Origin of the sequence: Methanothrix sp., assembly GCF_030055635.1 — an archaeon.
Lineage (GTDB): Archaea > Halobacteriota > Methanosarcinia > Methanotrichales > Methanotrichaceae > Methanothrix_B.
Map to the genome: position 1 here is coordinate 45,428 of NZ_JASFYM010000008.1, position 16,522 is coordinate 61,949.

Below are 16,522 nucleotides of genomic sequence, written 5' to 3' on the forward strand. Positions count from 1 at the left end.
CCGCAGCGTTCTGCAAGATGGCTCCTGGCTCTCAGGGGCTGCTCTAATCCAGGTGAGTCAAACACTCATCTGCGCATCGCCGATGCGTATTTGTATCTCAACTTTAGAGATTGAAGATGGTGTTGTTTTGAGCGAGAAGTCAGGCAGGAAGGATGAAGAGGATTATGAAAGCGCATTTGCAGTTTCAGCGCCGGACATGCCCTGCGACCAGAGTTTCTTTGAGACCGATCTGATGAATGCGGATCTGTGGGCAGCACGTGGCAGGTACCTCATGAGGGCTCTTGGGAGGTACTCAGATGCGCTGGATGCGTTTGAACGGGCGATTGAGCTCGATCCCTTGCATGCAAGGGCCTGGAGGGGGAAGGCTGCAGCTCTGAACAACCTCGATCGCTACTCTGAGGCGCTTGAGGCTTGCAAGCGCGCTCTGGAGCTCGACCCGTTCAACCCAAGAAGCTGGATCGTCAAGGGGTTCGCTCACCACAGCCTGGGTGAGTATGAGGAAGCGGTCAGGAGCTACGACAGGGCGATCGAGCTCGATCCGATGGGGCAGGATGCGAGAAGGGCCTGGAACAACCGTGGCGCTGCTCTCGATAACCTCGGGCAGCACGAGGAAGCCCTCAGATCTTACGATGAGGCGATCATGCTGGAGCCATTTGATGCATATGCATGGAACAACAAGGGCGTCTCGCTTGTCGCTCTCAAGAGATATGATGAGGCGCTGCTCTGCTTCGAGAAGGCCATAAAGATCTACCCCGGATACTGGACCGCCTGGATGAACAGGGGCGGGTGCCTGAGGGCCCTCGGCAGACACGAGGAGGCTGAGGAGTCGCTGGAGATGGCGAGAAGGATAGAATCGTCATGATAGAGTAGCGGGGCGCAAACTCCGGTCTTCGGGCCGGAGAGAAAGCCTGGTATGCACTCATCACCATCTGCAGCGCGTATCCTGTGGCTCATGAAATGAAGCCTGCCGATGATTCGGCGGATCGATGACCTCGCGAGAGATGGGAAGTCATTGCAGCCGGTTGGGCTCACCAGAGCTCGCCTCTCAGGATTCGACCACATGCGTCCAGGAAAACGCTCATGACGCAGTGTCACCCGTGTGGATGAAAAATGGTATGCATTCAATGACCATTTTGGTAGTCTACCTACGACGTGCGGATAAGTGCAAAAGCAATAGCTTCAGGCGATTCGCAGCCTTCAACCACGCTGTACGGCGCCGGACAATTATTGACAGGTCTCATGATGTCGATTTCCATGCCGACGTTGCTCCAAATAAACCTCAAAATAAACACATCTGAGGGAGCCGGCCCATCAAGATCAACTCGATGAAGGTAGACTACCACCATTTTCGTACCAATAAAACACTCAGTCTTTGGGTGAGCCCCTCCCCCATACAACCAGATACCTTATTTTGGAGCTGTGCTCGGCCATCGAGGCTGTGATGTACGCGTCCCTCAGATCGTCCCCTCTGGCGAAGACTCCATGGCCGCGTGAAATGCATGCCCTGTGATTCATCAGGGCCTCCGATACCGCGGAGGCGAGCTTCTCGCTGCCGAAGGGACCGTCGACCACAGGCATCTCGCCTAGAAACGCAATCCCCTCGCTGTCAATCGGCACCACCACATCCTCCAGGAGCGATAGCGCCACAGCATAGGGAGAATGCGTATGTATCACCGCTCTGGCATCCGTCCTGCGGTATATGGCTCTGTGGACCGGGGTCTCACAGCTCGCTATGCTGTCATCTGCACATCCTCTGTCTCTCTCGACGAGAACCACCATCTCTTCGTCAATCTCATCGAGCATGGAGCCTGTGCGTGTTATCGCTATTCCATCTTCTGTCAGCACCGAGATGTTGCCGAAGCGCGATCCAGTCAGACCCTGCTCGACGAGCTTCTTCCCGAACCTGGCAATCTCAATCCAGATCATGATACCTCCTATGCATGACCATCAGGCTATGGAAACGCTGCATGCAACATTAGAGGCGTGCCAAAGGGATGAAAAGCGTTTAGGGCGCGGGTTGGTTTCATCCAGACAAATCAACACAGGTTGACCTCTGTGCCGTGCTTTCATCCCAAAGTGGGCCAGCACATTTTAATACGATCCTTCATATGTACTGACCGATGAGCGCGCTGGTGAGAATCAACAGGATCTGCGCATGGATCCTTCTGGTGCTGATGGTGATATTCATAGTGACCGGCTACTCCTGGCAGAATCACATGAACATAATCATCAACCCCCGCCAGGCGGCGCAGATACATACGACCATGGATCCCGTACTTGTGCTGTTCTTTCTCATACATACCATGATAAGCGCCCGCTTTACGCTGATGAGGCATGGCCTGCGGGGCAGGACGGTTGATCTCCTGCTTCTCTGCATCGGTCTCCTGTCATATATTGCAGTGCTCAGGGTGGCGCTGTAATGTGCCGAATTTGCTGTAAGCTTCTATCAAGCTGTCGTGATGCACGCCGATATCTTTTTTGGATTACAGCAAATCTGATGTGTGCCGGGTGGCGCTGTAGCGCATGAGCTGCGTGTGGCTTTCTCTCAGGCCTGTGGAGTTCGCACCATGCTGTTACATCAGCTGCTAGCCGCGCTCAGCTGCTCTAGCTGTTCAGATAAGCGCCTGGCCCTTGTGAGGTGCACCTCCATCCGCCTCAGGAGAACATGTGGCGATTCAGAGGTTGTGGTACACAGCGCGGACCAGTACGATAACTCGCTCATGATTCCACGAACGTACTCCTCGAGATGCGGTGAGAGCCTGTCCTTCTCGCGGAGCCTCTCGATGCTCTCCCATATTTTATCCTCTAGGCTGGCGATCTCGAGGAGGATCAGATTGAGCTGTCTCTCGACATCCTCCATCTGCATCACCTCAGACGCACCTTTGTTAGCTTGGTTTTTGTTCACCGGCCACGGAAACGATTCGATGAACGCTCTTGTGTGCTCAGCAACTTAGAGGTCTAGCAAGCAGGTTTCTGGAATCACACATTCATTTTCCAAGAACGCATAGCAGGACCGATGCCTCTTCTGGCAAGTCATCATATGGATAAGAGCGTCGATGAATTCCATCTCAGAAATAAATGCCTCAGAGCTGCTTTGTTGGATAACCTCTCGAGATAATGTCCCTAGATATCGATTCTGATCTATCATCCACGCATTCCTGGAATCGCCTTCTGGTTGTGGATTTTCATTACCTATCCAACACAGCACCTCAGAGCGCAAAGCCACACGGATCCCGCGGACCTCATGTTAATGATACGAGGCACGAGATGCGCTCCAGAAGGTTCTGTGAGCCTTTTGGCGGTTTCACTGATAAACCACGCTGTTTCCCATGCCATCCTCGCTAACCACTATCGTGCTGTCGAACTGGCCCTGTACATCGCTGATGTGGCTTATTGCAAACAGCTGGGGGAACCTAACTCCTAGGCTCCTTAGCATGTTGATCATCCTCTCCCTGTGCTCGATATCCTGCGATCCGAAGACCTCGTCGAGTATCATGAATGAGTAGCCGCTCTCCTCTCCAGAGGATCTCATGAGGTACTCGCTTATCGCTATCCTCACAGAGAGTGCGATCATATCTATCTCTCCGCCTGAGAACCTCCATATCGGATAATCCGTGCCCCTGTCATCGATGAGTATGTTGAAGTTCTCGTCTATCTTGAGGATGCTGTACTTGCCTGTGACCTCCTCCATTATCCTGGCCGCATTCTGGGCGATCTCATCCCTCACCCTCACCAGGAGCGCATCCATGAATCTCACAAGCATGTCCCTGACTGTGGATATCACCTGAGCTCTCCTGTTGAACTCATCTAGCTCCCTCTCCAGATCCCTCTTTCTCTTCAGATCCTCATTCAGCTTTGAGAGGTTCCACTCCAACATCCTCAGTTCATCGCGCATCCTGACGTATTCCTCGTTTGTGAGTCTCAGTCTCTCTTCTGCATCCGTGAGTCTCTTCGTAGCGTTCTCGTAATCTGCATCGCTGTAGCCCAGATCTGCAAGTTGCCTGCTGAGCTCATCTCTCTGTGCGTGCAGCCTCTTCAGATCAGCCTCTGCCTCGAGCATTCTGGATCTTGATAAATCCTCACCTGCGATCTCGATCCTCAGGCTGTTCGCGATCGATTCGATCTCAGCAAGCCTTGCAGCCTCAGCTCTGAGCCTCTCGTATTCATCCGGATTGAATCCAAGATCTGATAGATCTTTTTCAACCTTCAGGAGATCTCCATCCAGCCTCCGGACTCTCGCTCTCAGGGTCTCCAGATGCTCCTCGAGGCCCTTAATCTCGCCTGCTCGCTGAAGCAGAAGCCTGTATCTCTCATGGAGGCTCTGGAGATCCGACAGGGTCGATTTCAAACGAAGGTACGAACGCTCGTCATAATCTAGAATGGAGATGCCCCTCGAGAGTTCGAGGATCCTCTCATCCAGCGCAGACACCCTCTCTCTGGTTTTCCTGAGATCGCTCTCCAGTCCTGGGAGGGTTTCGAGGCGTGCAAGGAGCTTCGCCCTCTCATCGATGATCTCATCATAATCTGTAAGAGAGCGCTTTACCTCTTCGTATCTCTCCGGATCATAATCGACCAGCCCCATGGCATTGATCTCGCCATCCAGCTCTGAGATTCTTTCCTCGATCTCTGAGAGCTGGAGCCTGACCTCTCTCTGCTCAGCCTCAAGCGATGCGAGAGCGCTTCTTCTCCGGCTCAGCGATTCTGCGGATGCCCTGAGGCTCTCCTTGAGATGCTGCGCGTGTTTGATGCGCGCGTTCAAATCCAGAAGCTCAGCCGCAGCCCTCTCACAGTCCCTCCTGTATCTGGAGATCTCATCTCTGTACTTCTCCGTGAGTCGGGTGTACTGATCGCCCAGAGGGCGCTCGCATGTCGGGCAGGGGCTATCCTCACCAAGGTTTTCGATCCGCCTGAGGCTGTTCCGAGACTCAAGCATCCTGGACTCTGCGAGATTGCGGATGCTCTCGATCTCTGTCCTCTTTCGATTCAGGGTGTCTGTGAGATCCTCTAACTGGATCTCCTTATCCCTGAGCTCTTCCTCCTCCCGGGCGAGATCGCCGATCTCGGAGATCTTTTTTTGAATCTGATTAAATCGCTTCAGGAGCTGGGCATGCCTTTCGATGTGCGTCTTTTTCTCAGACAGCAGCTCATCAAGCCTGCGGCGCCTCTCTTTTGCTCTTTCAAGCTTCTCCAGCTCCCCCTTCAGCGAATCCAGGAGAGATAGCCTGCGCTCAAGACCTGGGAGCGATCTTCTGGCATCGCGCAGCTCTCTGACGATGCCTGCTTTCTCACTGTAGCCTCTCAAAAGCGCGGATCTCTCAGCATCCATGCCCGCGATGGAGGAGGCGTGCGACATGAATTTCTCTCTCTTCCTCTCGAGCTCCTCCAGCTCCCTCACCGTGCTCACATAGAGATCCTCCTTCTCTCTGAGGCTCTCCATCTCAGTGCGGTATCTGTAGAGCTCATCGAGCCTGGCTTCAAGCTCCTTCAGCGAGCGTAGCGTCTCTCTTCTCTCCACCTGAATTCTCATCAGGCTCGAGCTCAGCCGCTCGTAGTCTCTCCGAGCTGCCTCCAGCTCATTGAGTCTCTCCCTCATCTCATTCAGACGCCTCAGATCGGAGGCGAGCTCCTCCAGCTTTCTCTTCTTCCTCTCAATCCCCTCGAGCCTGGCGCGCTCCTCTCTGACCGTTCTCTCTCTGTCCGCGATGTAGCCCTGAATGTGCTCGATCTCTCTCCTCAGATGCTCATGCTCCCGTCTCTTCTGCTCGAGGAGCTGGAGATCCCTGCCGGCCGTCTCCCTTTCCCTTTCAGCATCTCTGAGCGACATCTCCCTTCTGCTCAGCTCTGCTCTGGCCGATGCCTCCTGCGCCCTGATCTCCTCGATCCTCCTCTCCACATCGCCCAGCTCCGAGAGCGCTCCGGAGGCCAGGTTGACCTCTGTCTCGATCTCCCTCAGATCCTCCTTCGTGATCTCGAGCCCGATCTCGCGTATGTCCTCAAGGCCGAGGAGCTTCAGCAGGTAATCCCTCTTTCCGGCTCCCCCCTCTCTTATCAGATTATCAAGATCCTTCTGTTTCGCGTAGAAGGTCCTCATGAAGTCCTGGAAGCTTATCCTTATCAGCCTGGAGAGGTGAGCATCAACCTCGCGCACGCCCTTGGCGACCTGCTGGCCGTTTATGCAGAGGGATGCATCGGGCAGCATGCCCTTCCCCTTCATGATTCTCGATATGAGGATCTCCTTTTTTCCAATGGATAGTGTTAGATGAACCTCCACCGGTTCCTCCGGCCTCGCATTGACATTCTTTATGAACTTCCTCTCCACAGTTGATGCCCTGTTGCCGTAGAGCGCCCAGGCTATCGCCTCGACGATCGTGCTCTTGCCGGCTCCATTCCCTCCGATGATGCCCGTGAGCCCGTCCTGGAAAGTTATGTCCGCCTGCCTGTACTTCTTGAAGTTTCGCAGCACCAGCCTATTGAGATGCATCCATACCCTCTGTGCCTCTCCTATCTATCACCTTTCTGATCAGCTCGGTACCGTAGCTCATGACATCCTGCCTGATTGCATTCGGTATCTTTTCCATCTCGGCCTCCAGGAAGCGCATAAACTCAAGATCGAGGCGCTCCGGAGGTTTTATATCCTCAGCTCTTCCGACCTCATCGTACTCAGGTTTTATCTTGAGGCAAAACATCGAGGACGCAAGCCTGCTCAGCCTTCTCTGGTCCATCCTTCTGTACGCGGCTCTGTTTACCCTCCTGAGGTCGACGCGGACGATTTTATTTTTATCCTCTCCACACTTCTCCTCGATGAGATCCAGTATCTCCTCAGCGGTCTTTCCAGAGCAGTCCAGCTCCACGACCCTCATCCCGACGTTCGGCACCCCGATGCTCTCCACCTCTCCAGTGCTCAGATCCACCATCAGAGCTCCCTTTCTCTGGGGAGCCTCGTTGAAGTTGAAGTACTCGATCGAGCCGCTGTACCAGGTGTTTTGAGCAATCCTCCTCTGATCGTGATAGTGTCCGAGCGCGATGTAGCTGAAATCGCTCTTCAGGAAGCTGTCGCTGACGATGTGCTCTCCCACCGTGTTCATGCTCTGATCACGCAGCGCCTCCACGAGTCCATGCATCACCAGCACATCCGAACCACACATATCGATCTTTCTGAACTCCTCCAGGTAGTCCTCCTGGGTGAAGCAGAATGGTATGCAGTGGAAGACATGATCTCCGACCTCGAATCGCTCGTATCTGTATCTGTGGGCGATATAAACGTCCTCCATTCCATCGTATAGGTAGAACGGGCTCAGCGCCGAGTAGCTCTTGGGGGCATCATGATTCCCGCTTATCACAATCACAGGGATGCCGGCGTTGCTTAGGCTCTCAAGAGACTGCTTGAATACACAGAGCGGTCTTATCCTGGGACGGACGTGGTGGAATACATCGCCAGCATGCACCACCGCATCAGGCTTGAGCTCTATTATCCTCTCGATGGCTCGCCTGAAGTCCCTGTATATGCACTCCTCCATGAGGTTCCTGCCCTTCTCGTCCATCCTGCTGAAGCTCTGGAAGCCGAGATGGGTGTCTGCGATGTGGACAACTCTCAAACTATCCCCTCAGTCCGGTGTCGGTCTGAATGATCTTCTTACTGGGGCGCTCGGCCGGAGCCGCTCTATGTAATCCTCGTACCTGTGGATCCTCGCAGGTATCGGGAAGGGCACGTTCAGCGTGCTTATGATCGCCTCCCCCTTCTCCAGAGTCTGGATCTCAACATCCAGCGACGAAAGATCCTGCTTCGCAGACTCCTCCACGCGCATCCTGTCGTTCCTGTCTGCGAGCCCCATCACGACCATCGTGTTGAACTGCGATAGAAGCTCCCTGTCTATCAGCTTTGGCTGCTGGGTTATCGCGCAAAGGCCCACGCCGAACTTCCGGCCCTCTCTGGCGATCTCCTCGAAGCGCGCTATCCTGCTGTCACTCCCAAGAACCCTCTGCGCCTCCTCGATGACGATCATGCACTTCTTTCTGCCCTCCTCCTCGTTTCTGTACTCCTCCATTATCCGTCTGGATATCAATGACAGAAGGAAGAGCTCGCTGCTCTCGCTCAGGTTGGGGATGTCGATAAGCACGACCCTCCCGCTCTTTATCCCCTCGATTATCCCCGGGATGCTGGAGTCTTCAGAGGATTTTATATATTTATTTCTTGAAAGTATGTTCTCCAGCTTCCTGATAAGAACGCCGACCGTCTTCTCTGATAACTTCGCCTTTTCTGTCAGCACCTCTCTGCCCTTCTCATCGAGGATCTCATCTATCCACGAATCCCCCTCGAAGATCCGCTCAAGGCTGTCCAGGGCGTCCATCTGCGCACCGGTCCAGTCGTGCAGCACCTTGATGTCCTCCGGCAGTATATCCTTTCTGGAGATCCTGAGCTCGCTGACCTCCGGGAGGCTGCAATTCCTCGGCTCGGTGGAGTAGCATTTCAGGCTTGATAAGTACGGGGTGAGGTGAAGAAGCCCCTTGGCGTTCTTGCTGCCTCTCAGGTACTCTCCATGGGGATCGACTATGAGGAGGCCGAACTCGGATCTGTTCTCGGAGGCCAGCTTCATGCATGAGGCTGCGAAGACCTTCATGAAGTTGGACTTGCCCATTCCAGTGGTCGCGAATATGCCCATGTGATGGTCCATCACGCTGCTGTGAAGCGCCACGGCCACATCTGTATCCCTGCTGCCGTTTCTCAGGACGCCGACCTCGATATCGCCCATGGTCTCCTTTAAAAAATCGAACTCTTTCGCCTCTGTCCTCTTCACCCTGGAGAATTTGGTGGGTATGGTCTTCGCCTTTCTGAATGCGCCCTTTCTTTTAGTTTGATCGCGGGGTATGCATCCGAGCGGCTCTGCGATGACCCTGTTGAAGATCTGCTCCTCATCATAGAGCTCCGTGCCCCTGATACTCGTATCCCATCTCCCATCGTAGTTCGAGTCGTGCTGCACATTGACTACACGGGCGAGAAAGAGCATATCCCTGTCCTCCACAGTGAAGATCTCCCCCACATCTGCCTTCTCATCATATGGTATTACAAACTCGTATGAGCGCACGTCCTTTGCGAGTATTCTGTACGCATTTCCTGGCATGCTCTTCAGCACCATCCTCTCCGTGGAACTCAAGGCGATCCCCTTCCTTTCTGAACGTCATTCATCTTTGAACTTTGTGATGCCTGGAATGGGTTGTAGGCGCGGACCGCTGGAGAGGCTGCACGCAGGGCCTCTGACACAGACCCTCATGCTATGTGGGGGACGGCAGGGCGCAAACTCCGGCCTTCGGGCCGAACAGAAAACCATCTCGGCTCACCTCCGCAGACTATCGGAGATCTGGATTGGGCAGAGTTTCTGGGATTCATTGGGGTTCTTTTCTCTCTATCAATCCACTAATTCAACTGGATGAGCCACTGCCTCATCAGTATCGAGAGCCTTTACAGCGAATCCGGAGATACGGCAAGGCTCACGATTATTATGGTCAGAACGCCGACAAGCAGCATCTTCAGACCGCTTATCAGCGCCACCTCCTCGCTTATTCTGGCCAGGAAGAGCCCGAGGAGAAATAGCACGACCAGCCCCAGGGCGAGCGACATCATTGCTGCAGCGCTCATGCTTATCAGCGGGACCATGAAGAACGGTGAGATCAGGAGGAGGGCTGCGATCGCCGGGCTCAGGCCGTCGACGAGCGCGACCGCGATGCTCGCAGTTCTGAATGCCCTGACGACGTGCGTGCCATCGAGATCTCTGAGCATTGCGGATTCGAGCTTCCGGATGTCCCTCATCCTTTCAGCCCTCTCGGCCATGTAAGCGCCGCTCATTCCAGATATGCCCATCGCTATGCTTCCTCCCACTCCGGCGGTTATCACAAATCCGGAATCCTGGACGCCTGAGAGGTACGCTCCGAGAACCACGCCCATGATCGTGAGAACGCCATCAAATGCGTTCATCACGAAAAGACGCCTGGCTATCTCCAGAGCGCCGCTGGCTTTGAGGTACCTCCTGTAAAGCTCTATGCGCGAGGTCACCACGATCTACCACACAGGAGATGATTCACAGGATCTTTAACGTTTTGAATCCGGGATACGCGCGACCTCAGGATGGGCTCACGGATTTTCTGGCGAGCTCGAACTATTGAAAGTCCAGTCAGAAATCAACACCTACTGACACAGTACCTCACGAAATCACCAACGCTCTCATACATATGATGACTTCCAGAGGAGGTGCTGGTCCTGCTATGCGCTTTTGGAAAATGAATGTGCGATTCCAGCAACCTGCTTGACCTCTAAGTTGCTGAAAACGCAAAAGCGATCACCAGGGAGACATGTCCCAGTGGATGAATGGCTTACAGGCACGCTCATCCAGAAGGACGGATGCATTCTCGCAGAAGGCTTAAAAGTTGTGTGATTTATCTCCTGAAGGGGGTCGGTGAACATAGAGAACCTCTGCGCATCTCTGAGGAAGCTGGCTGAGGATGGTGCGGATGCGATCTCCAGGGCGGGGGATGTCCTGGTTGTATCGCATATCGATGCTGATGGTCTGACCGCAGCTGGAGTGATATGCACAGCCCTCTCGAGAAAGGGCATGGATTACACACCTCTCTTCTTCAAGCAGCTTACTAAAAACGAGCTCGAGAGCATCGCAGATGTGGGATCAGATCTGGTGATCTTCACAGATCTTGGAAGCGGCATCATCCAGGAGATCTCGGCTCTTGATATCAAAGCTGTTATCGCTGACCACCACCGTCCTGGAAGCACTGAGCGGTACAGGGGAATAGTGCACATCAATCCACATCTTCTTGGCGGGGATGGCGCGACCCAGATAAGCGGCAGCGGGGCCGCATTCCTTCTCGCGAATGCTCTGGGGAAGAACGAGGATCTATCTGCGCTCGCTGTGGTTGGCGCAGTCGGCGATCTCCAGGATCTCTCGTCTGGCAGGCTCGTCGGTCTCAACCGCAGGATAATCGATACAGGCTCGAGAGCAGGCGTTCTGTCCTTCGGCCCGGATCTCAGGCTCTTCGGCAAGCAGACGCGTCCTGTATTCAAGATGCTCGAGTACTCCACAGATCCTTACATTCCCGGATTATCGGGGGATGAGGAGGCGTGCATCTCCTTCCTGAAGGAGATAGGGATACGGCTCGGCGGGGAGCGGTGGAGGAGGTGGATAGATCTCGACCGGGATGAGCGCGCGAGGGTTGTCTCCGCGCTGATCCGTCATGGTTTGCGTTCTGGCATTCCTGGATTCAGGCTTGAGCGTCTCGTCGGGGAGGTATACACGCTCACGCGTGAGAGGGAGGGCACGGAGCTCAGGGATGCGAGCGAATTCTCCACCCTGCTGAACGCCACGGCTAGGTACGGCCACTCCAAGATCGGCTTGGATGTATGCCTCGGCGACAGGGATGGGGCGCTTGAGGAGGCGAGGCTTCTTCTGAGCCAGCACAGGCAGAACCTTCTCAATGGCATCAAGCTTGTGAAGGAGCGCGGTCTGATACAGCTGTCGAACATACAGTACTTCGATGCGGGTGAGGATATACTCGATACCATAGTGGGCATCGTGGCGGGGATGGTATTTCAGATAGCAGACAGATCGAAGCCCATTCTGGCATTCGCATCCACTCCGGATGGCATGCTCAAGGTCTCGGCGCGGGGAACACAGGACCTTGTGAGAGCAGGCCTGGATCTTTCGCGTGCGGTCTCTGCATCAGCCGGTGATGTCGGCGGCGTCGGAGGAGGCCACAGCATCGCAGCCGGTGCCACAATACCCCCACAGAGCAGGGATGAGTTCCTCTCGATCATTGACAGAATCGTCGGGGAGCAGCTGAGGAGAAACCAGAGCGCTTGAATGCGGGGATCCTCGCCAGGCGCCGTTAGGACTCGGATCTACACAGGAGGCAGGTAGCCGGACTCCACAGCATGGTTCTTGGCAACCAGCAACCTTTCGTCCATGCTGAAGTTTCCTATGAACATGTGTGTGATCGTCGACTGCTCCTCCCTTGGCTGCTCGCGCTCCTCATCGTACACAACATAGCCCATCCTGCCCATACCGCTGAAGTTCGCGTTTATGACCAGCTCGGTCCAGCTCGGGAACATCCTGAGATCCATGCGCGATGAAAGCCTGCTGCAGTCCTCGAACTCCTTCTCACCGACCATGCTCAGATTGTAGTTCATGAAGCGCGTGCTCTCCCTGAACTTCTGGTCGTAGGTGAAGAGATGAGCCTCAGGGTCTGTCTTCGATCCCAGACGAATAATCGGCTGCGACTGGGCGATGCCGAGAACCATCAGTATCAAAGCTATCGCCACTAGCCTCCTACATCTTGGCATCACAGTGAGAGTCGCGGTATGATGTTATAATCTTTCCGCATTGCTTTATGGTTCGTGTAATCAGATCATCGCGCCCAGCAAGCATCTGACATCGCAGGATTTATGATCTGTTGTGCCTGTGAATGCCGATTCCCGATTTTTCATTCAGTGATTCAAGTACACTACCTCAAGATCAACTCAAGAAAGGTAGACTACCCACTTTTTGGTCATCGCATAACGCTTTACGCAACAGGTCCGGATATTACTTTCGCCGTGGATGGCATGAGTTTATCTATGATGCGGTCTCACTTCATATCACCTCTCAAAGAAAACTAGAGGCTGGTTGAATGAAAGATATTGAGCAGATCATATCCAGGCTCAGAGAGCTTGGGATCGATGTCAGCACCGGGGATGTGGAGAATAGATACCGCCTTCTTGTCGACAGGTTTCAGGTCCCTCCCCGGGAGGCGCAGAGAAGCGTTCTTAACTACTACCTGAAGGAGAAGGGCATCGCGCTTCCCGCCAGAAAGAGCGAGCAGGTGAAGATAAACCAGATCCGCGAGCCTGGAAGGTGGGTGGACCTGGAGGCGAAGGTTCTGAGCCTCTTTGATTCCCCCAGTCCTGCGATATCCCAGGCTGGGATTTTAGGAGATGAGACAGGCAACATACGGTTCGTCAAGTGGGCGAAGTCCGGGCAGCCTGACCTTGTTGAGGGGAGGAGCTACCTTCTCAGGAACCTCGTGACGGACGAGTTCCAGGGTAGGTTCAGCGTCAAGATAAACAGAAGCACTGAGATCTCAGAGCTCGGGAGAGATATCGAGTCTGTTATGCTTCCACAGAGCTCCGCAGATTACAGGGTCTCGGACATCAGAGGGCCTGGGCAGTGGATCAACCTCAGGGCCAAGGTCGTCCAGCTCTGGGAGCCCTCGAGCGAGTCGATCCAGCAGCAGGGCCTGCTCGGTGATGAGACAGGAGTCGTGAGGTTCGTCAAGTGGGCGAAGTCCGGGCAGCCTGACCTTGTTGAGGGGAGGAGCTACCTTCTCAGGAACCTCGTGACGGACGAGTTCCAGGGTAGGTTCAGCGTCAAGATAAACAGAAGCACTGTCATAGAGGAGACCGAAGAGCCGATCGAGGTATCTCTGAACAGAAGGATCTCAGGCGCCATAGTCGATATACAGAAGGGCTCCGGACTGATCAAGAGATGCCCGACATGCAGGAGACCCCTGTCAAAGGGTATATGCGCAGAGCACGGGAAGGTTGAGGGTGTTTACGATCTCAGGGTGAAGGCTGCGATAGATGATGGTCTCATCGTTCAGGACATACTGATAAACCGCGAGCGCGTTGAGGAGCTCATAGGCCTCACAATGGATCAGGCTAAGGAGATGGCCATGGAGGCGCTGGATCATGAGGTCGTCCTCGCGCTCATCGAGGAGAAGCTGATAGGCAGGTACTTCGAGGTCACCGGGCCGGTGAGGGACAGGTACCTTCTTGTGGACAGCATAAAGGAGATGGCTTTCAGCGAGGATGATCTGTCTCTGCTTGTGAGCAGGGCGGAGGGGCTATGATGTACTCCAGAGAGGTTGCCAGGAGGGTGTTTTTGGAGGAGCTCAGGAGATCGGATCTCTCCTTCCGGGAGGGGGACGACTCGCAGTACGCGCCACAGTACCTCCTGACGCCAACAGGCGCCAGGTGCAACCGGGTTTTTGTTGTAGGGACGCTGATAGAGAGAGACGATATCGGCGAGGAGGTTGAGTACTGGCGCGGAAGGCTCGCGGACCCGACAGGCAGCATCCTGATATACGCGGGACAGTACCAGCCCGAGGCATCCAGAGCGCTTGCGGAGATCGAGATCCCGGCCTTCGTTGCGGTCGTCGGCAAGCCATCTGTCTATGAGACTGAGGACGGGAAGAAGATAACATCGATAAGGGCAGAGGCCATACAGAAGGTCGATCTCGATACCCGCAACAAGTGGATCATCGAGGCTGCGCGCAGGACGCTCGAGAGGCTGGAGCTCATGCGCAGCATAGATGTACCTACGAGCACAGACTTCCAGCCAGGAACTGTGTACCACCCTGAGGCAACGACTGTCGAGGACTGCAGAAGGGCCAGGGTTCATTACTCCACGAACATCGAGGAGTACAGGCAGATGGTTCTCACAGCCCTGAATGCCATCAGAAATGAGCAGGCGATCGAGGAGGTCGTACCTGATGAGGCACATGTGGCGCCTGAGGTGCGTGAGACAAGTGAGCCCAGCGCCGGGGAGGAGATGCTGGGCTCTCGACTGCGTCGAGAGGATTCGGCGGCTCTCGATACAATCGAGAGGCTTCGACAAAGTCGAAGCGAGCCGAAGCATCTCCCAGTTCGCGAAAAGGTGCCTGTAGATTATGAAGTGGGTACAGGGACCGAATCGCGCGAGCCTGATCAATACACCAGACCACAGCCAGTCAGGAGGAAACAGACGGGATCGAAGCGCATAAGCAGCCTCATCGATCTTGAGGATGATGATATAGAGGAGATAGATATATAAGACCCGCACTCCTGATGGTTCAATCGCATCTTCTTCAAGCAGGGCTGTTTGAGGGCCTCAGGCCCTCCTCTCGCCGTTTTGGGATTGTGTGGCCAGGGCACACCCTCATGTGCCCGAGCCCCCACTCTCAGCTCTATTTATTTCTTTCTGAGCAGTCTGGCCTGGAAGCCGTGGTACTTTGCGAAGCCCTCGGCATCCCGCTGGCTCAGCGTCTGGGAGTCGAACGACACCATCTCCCGGGAGTAGAGCGCGTCAGGTGACCTCCTGCCAACAGGCATCGCACTGCCGCAGAAGAGCTTCATGCGAACTACGCCGTTGACCCTTGAGTTGGCCTGGTCGATGAAGGCGTTCAGGTCTGCGAAAAGCGGATCGTCCACCAGTCCCATGTATGCCATCTCTGCCCATGCCTCATCGACGCCAGCCTTGAACCTTAGCTCTGCTCTGGAGAGGACGAGCTGCTCGAGGTCCCTGTGGGCCGTCAGAAGAACAGTCGCTGCAGGATGCTCGTAGTTCTCCCTTGCCTTGAGCCCAAGAACGCGATCCTCTATCATATCGGTCCGTCCGATTCCATGCCTGCCTGCAATGAGGTTCAGCCGCCTGATCAGCTCGACCCCGCCGAGCCGCTCGCCGTTGAGCGCCACAGGCACGCCGCGCTCGAACTCGATCTCGACTGTCTCCGGAGGCACACTCCCATCAGGGGTTCTGGTCCAGGCGTATATCTCCTCAGGCGGCTCGAAGAACGGGTCCTCGAGCATCCCCCCCTCAATAGATCTCGACCACAGGTTCTCGTCTATAGACCACGGACGCTCTTTCGATGCCTGTACTTCTATGCCGTGCTCCCTCGCGTAGTCGATCTCCCACTCCCTTGAGAGGTCCAGATCCCTCATGGGCGCGATGACCCTCATTCCTGTGGCCCTGAAGACCGCCTCGAACCTGAGCTGGTCGTTGCCCCTTCCTGTGCATCCGTGTGCGAGCGCGTTTATCCCCAATCTTCTCGCAACATCAACGACCTTCCTCGCTATCAAAGGCCTCGCTATGGCGGTTCCCAGTACATAGCCCTCGTAGGAGCCGTTGGCCTTTATGAGCGGGAATATGTAGTCCCTGACGAACTCATCCTTCGCATCTATTACATAGTGCTCATCGCTGAGCTTCTCAGCCCGCCTGTTTCCGCGCTCGATGTCCTCAGGCGGCTGGCCCACATCGACAAGCACGGTGACGACGCGCCTCATGCCGTAGCGCTCCCGCAGGAGCGGAATGCATACAGATGTGTCAAGCCCGCCGGAATAAGCAAGAGCAACCTCAGCTTTGTCTGTCATGCTGGTAACCGGAAGGAAACAAGTTATTTCAATTTTATGAGTGGCCGGTTTTGAGCGGCTCAGACTTCAGGTAAATCACGGATGCGGTTGGTCGGGAACCCGATTCATCAAGTCCCGTCACATTCAGCCCATGCAAGAGAGGATTCCTAAAGACCCAGTATTTTGGTATAAAACTCCTTTGATAAAAGCATGCAGCGACACGCCCAGATCATTGAACAGGAGGTTAATAGGAATCCTCAAGATTATAAAACATCTCGCCGGAAGCTGTTAGTGCAACCCTCTCGTTCAGGTTTTGGGCTCGAATAGCTGAACGAGAGACTGGAAATCAAAGGCGCCAGGCTGGAGCACTCCGAATGCAAA

At 54.8% G+C, this 16,522-nt stretch carries 13 protein-coding genes; 5 read left to right on the top strand and 8 right to left on the bottom strand.

Features of this window, described 5'->3' with window-relative positions; all coding sequences use genetic code 11:
• The first annotated feature begins 127 nt into the window (after nt 1-127).
• Nucleotides 128-862, top strand: coding sequence for a tetratricopeptide repeat protein (locus QFX31_RS04740; protein WP_348530972.1), 735 nt, complete (start codon nt 128-130; stop codon nt 860-862).
• A 503-nt stretch (nt 863-1,365) separates the two neighbouring features.
• Here QFX31_RS04740 and QFX31_RS04745 read toward each other — a convergent pair.
• On the bottom strand, nt 1,366-1,926 hold the full coding sequence (locus tag QFX31_RS04745; RefSeq protein ID WP_348530973.1) for an aldolase: 561 nt from the start codon (nt 1,924-1,926) through the stop codon (nt 1,366-1,368).
• Nucleotides 1,927-2,120: 194 nt separating this feature from the next.
• Between QFX31_RS04745 and QFX31_RS04750 the strand changes: the two genes are divergently transcribed.
• Nucleotides 2,121-2,420 (top strand): hypothetical protein, encoded by a 300-nt coding sequence (locus QFX31_RS04750; RefSeq protein WP_348530974.1) that lies wholly within the window; start codon nt 2,121-2,123, stop codon nt 2,418-2,420.
• Nucleotides 2,421-2,578: 158 nt separating this feature from the next.
• On the opposite strand, the gene QFX31_RS04755 is transcribed toward QFX31_RS04750, so the two are convergent.
• The 5 genes from QFX31_RS04755 to QFX31_RS04775 form a co-directional block, all read right to left on the bottom strand.
• Nucleotides 2,579-2,860: a hypothetical protein gene (locus QFX31_RS04755; RefSeq protein WP_348530975.1), complete on the bottom strand. Its 282-nt coding sequence runs from the start codon at nt 2,858-2,860 to the stop codon at nt 2,579-2,581.
• Nucleotides 2,861-3,304: 444 nt separating this feature from the next.
• A complete protein-coding gene (locus tag QFX31_RS04760) occupies nt 3,305-6,481 on the bottom strand; it encodes an SMC family ATPase (RefSeq protein WP_348530976.1) in 3,177 nt (1,058 codons plus the stop codon).
• The gene (locus tag QFX31_RS04765) at nt 6,468-7,595 is read right to left on the bottom strand and encodes an exonuclease SbcCD subunit D (protein ID WP_348530977.1); all 1,128 of its coding nucleotides are present in this window, start codon (nt 7,593-7,595) and stop codon (nt 6,468-6,470) included. The genes QFX31_RS04760 and QFX31_RS04765 overlap by 14 nt, the downstream gene beginning before the upstream one ends.
• 9 nt (nt 7,596-7,604) lie before the next feature.
• Complete coding sequence (locus QFX31_RS04770) at nt 7,605-9,152, bottom strand: ATP-binding protein (protein ID WP_348530978.1); 1,548 nt, start codon at nt 9,150-9,152, stop codon at nt 7,605-7,607.
• A 305-nt stretch (nt 9,153-9,457) separates the two neighbouring features.
• Nucleotides 9,458-10,051 (bottom strand): VIT1/CCC1 transporter family protein, encoded by a 594-nt coding sequence (locus QFX31_RS04775; protein WP_348530979.1) that lies wholly within the window; start codon nt 10,049-10,051, stop codon nt 9,458-9,460.
• A gap of 397 nt (nt 10,052-10,448) precedes the next feature.
• Between QFX31_RS04775 and QFX31_RS04780 the strand changes: the two genes are divergently transcribed.
• Nucleotides 10,449-11,861 carry a DHH family phosphoesterase gene (locus tag QFX31_RS04780; protein WP_348530980.1) on the top strand — a complete coding sequence of 471 codons (1,413 nt, stop codon included), beginning with the start codon at nt 10,449-10,451 and terminating at the stop codon, nt 11,859-11,861.
• Between the two features lie 38 nt (nt 11,862-11,899).
• Here the strand turns inward: QFX31_RS04780 and QFX31_RS04785 are convergent, their stop codons facing one another.
• The gene (locus tag QFX31_RS04785; RefSeq protein ID WP_348530981.1) at nt 11,900-12,340 is read right to left on the bottom strand and encodes a hypothetical protein; all 441 of its coding nucleotides are present in this window, start codon (nt 12,338-12,340) and stop codon (nt 11,900-11,902) included.
• 326 nt (nt 12,341-12,666) lie between these two features.
• Between QFX31_RS04785 and QFX31_RS04790 the strand changes: the two genes are divergently transcribed.
• Nucleotides 12,667-13,884 (top strand): replication protein A, encoded by a 1,218-nt coding sequence (locus QFX31_RS04790; RefSeq protein WP_348530982.1) that lies wholly within the window; start codon nt 12,667-12,669, stop codon nt 13,882-13,884.
• Entirely contained in the window at nt 13,881-14,846 is a 966-nt protein-coding gene (locus tag QFX31_RS04795; protein ID WP_348530983.1) for a hypothetical protein, read from the top strand. Before QFX31_RS04790 ends, QFX31_RS04795 begins: the two co-directional genes overlap by 4 nt.
• Before the next feature lie 137 nt (nt 14,847-14,983).
• Here QFX31_RS04795 and QFX31_RS04800 read toward each other — a convergent pair whose 3' ends face one another.
• Nucleotides 14,984-16,162, bottom strand: a complete 1,179-nt coding sequence (locus tag QFX31_RS04800) for an argininosuccinate synthase (protein ID WP_348530984.1) — start codon at nt 16,160-16,162, stop codon at nt 14,984-14,986.
• Nucleotides 16,163-16,522 lie beyond the last annotated feature (360 nt).

What these genes read in the sequence shown, in the direction of transcription:
- QFX31_RS04760 (WP_348530976.1), bottom strand. Translation starts at nt 6,481, where the DNA reads ATGCATCTCAATAGGCTGGTGCTGCGAAACTTCAAGAAGTACAGGCAG.
- QFX31_RS04785 (WP_348530981.1), bottom strand. Translation starts at nt 12,340, where the DNA reads ATGCCAAGATGTAGGAGGCTAGTGGCGATAGCTTTGATACTGATGGTT.
- QFX31_RS04790 (WP_348530982.1), top strand. Translation starts at nt 12,667, where the DNA reads ATGAAAGATATTGAGCAGATCATATCCAGGCTCAGAGAGCTTGGGATC.
- QFX31_RS04755 (WP_348530975.1), bottom strand. Translation starts at nt 2,860, where the DNA reads ATGGAGGATGTCGAGAGACAGCTCAATCTGATCCTCCTCGAGATCGCC.
- QFX31_RS04795 (WP_348530983.1), top strand. Translation starts at nt 13,881, where the DNA reads ATGATGTACTCCAGAGAGGTTGCCAGGAGGGTGTTTTTGGAGGAGCTC.
- QFX31_RS04800 (WP_348530984.1), bottom strand. Translation starts at nt 16,162, where the DNA reads ATGACAGACAAAGCTGAGGTTGCTCTTGCTTATTCCGGCGGGCTTGAC.
- QFX31_RS04745 (WP_348530973.1), bottom strand. Translation starts at nt 1,926, where the DNA reads ATGATCTGGATTGAGATTGCCAGGTTCGGGAAGAAGCTCGTCGAGCAG.
- QFX31_RS04750 (WP_348530974.1), top strand. Translation starts at nt 2,121, where the DNA reads ATGAGCGCGCTGGTGAGAATCAACAGGATCTGCGCATGGATCCTTCTG.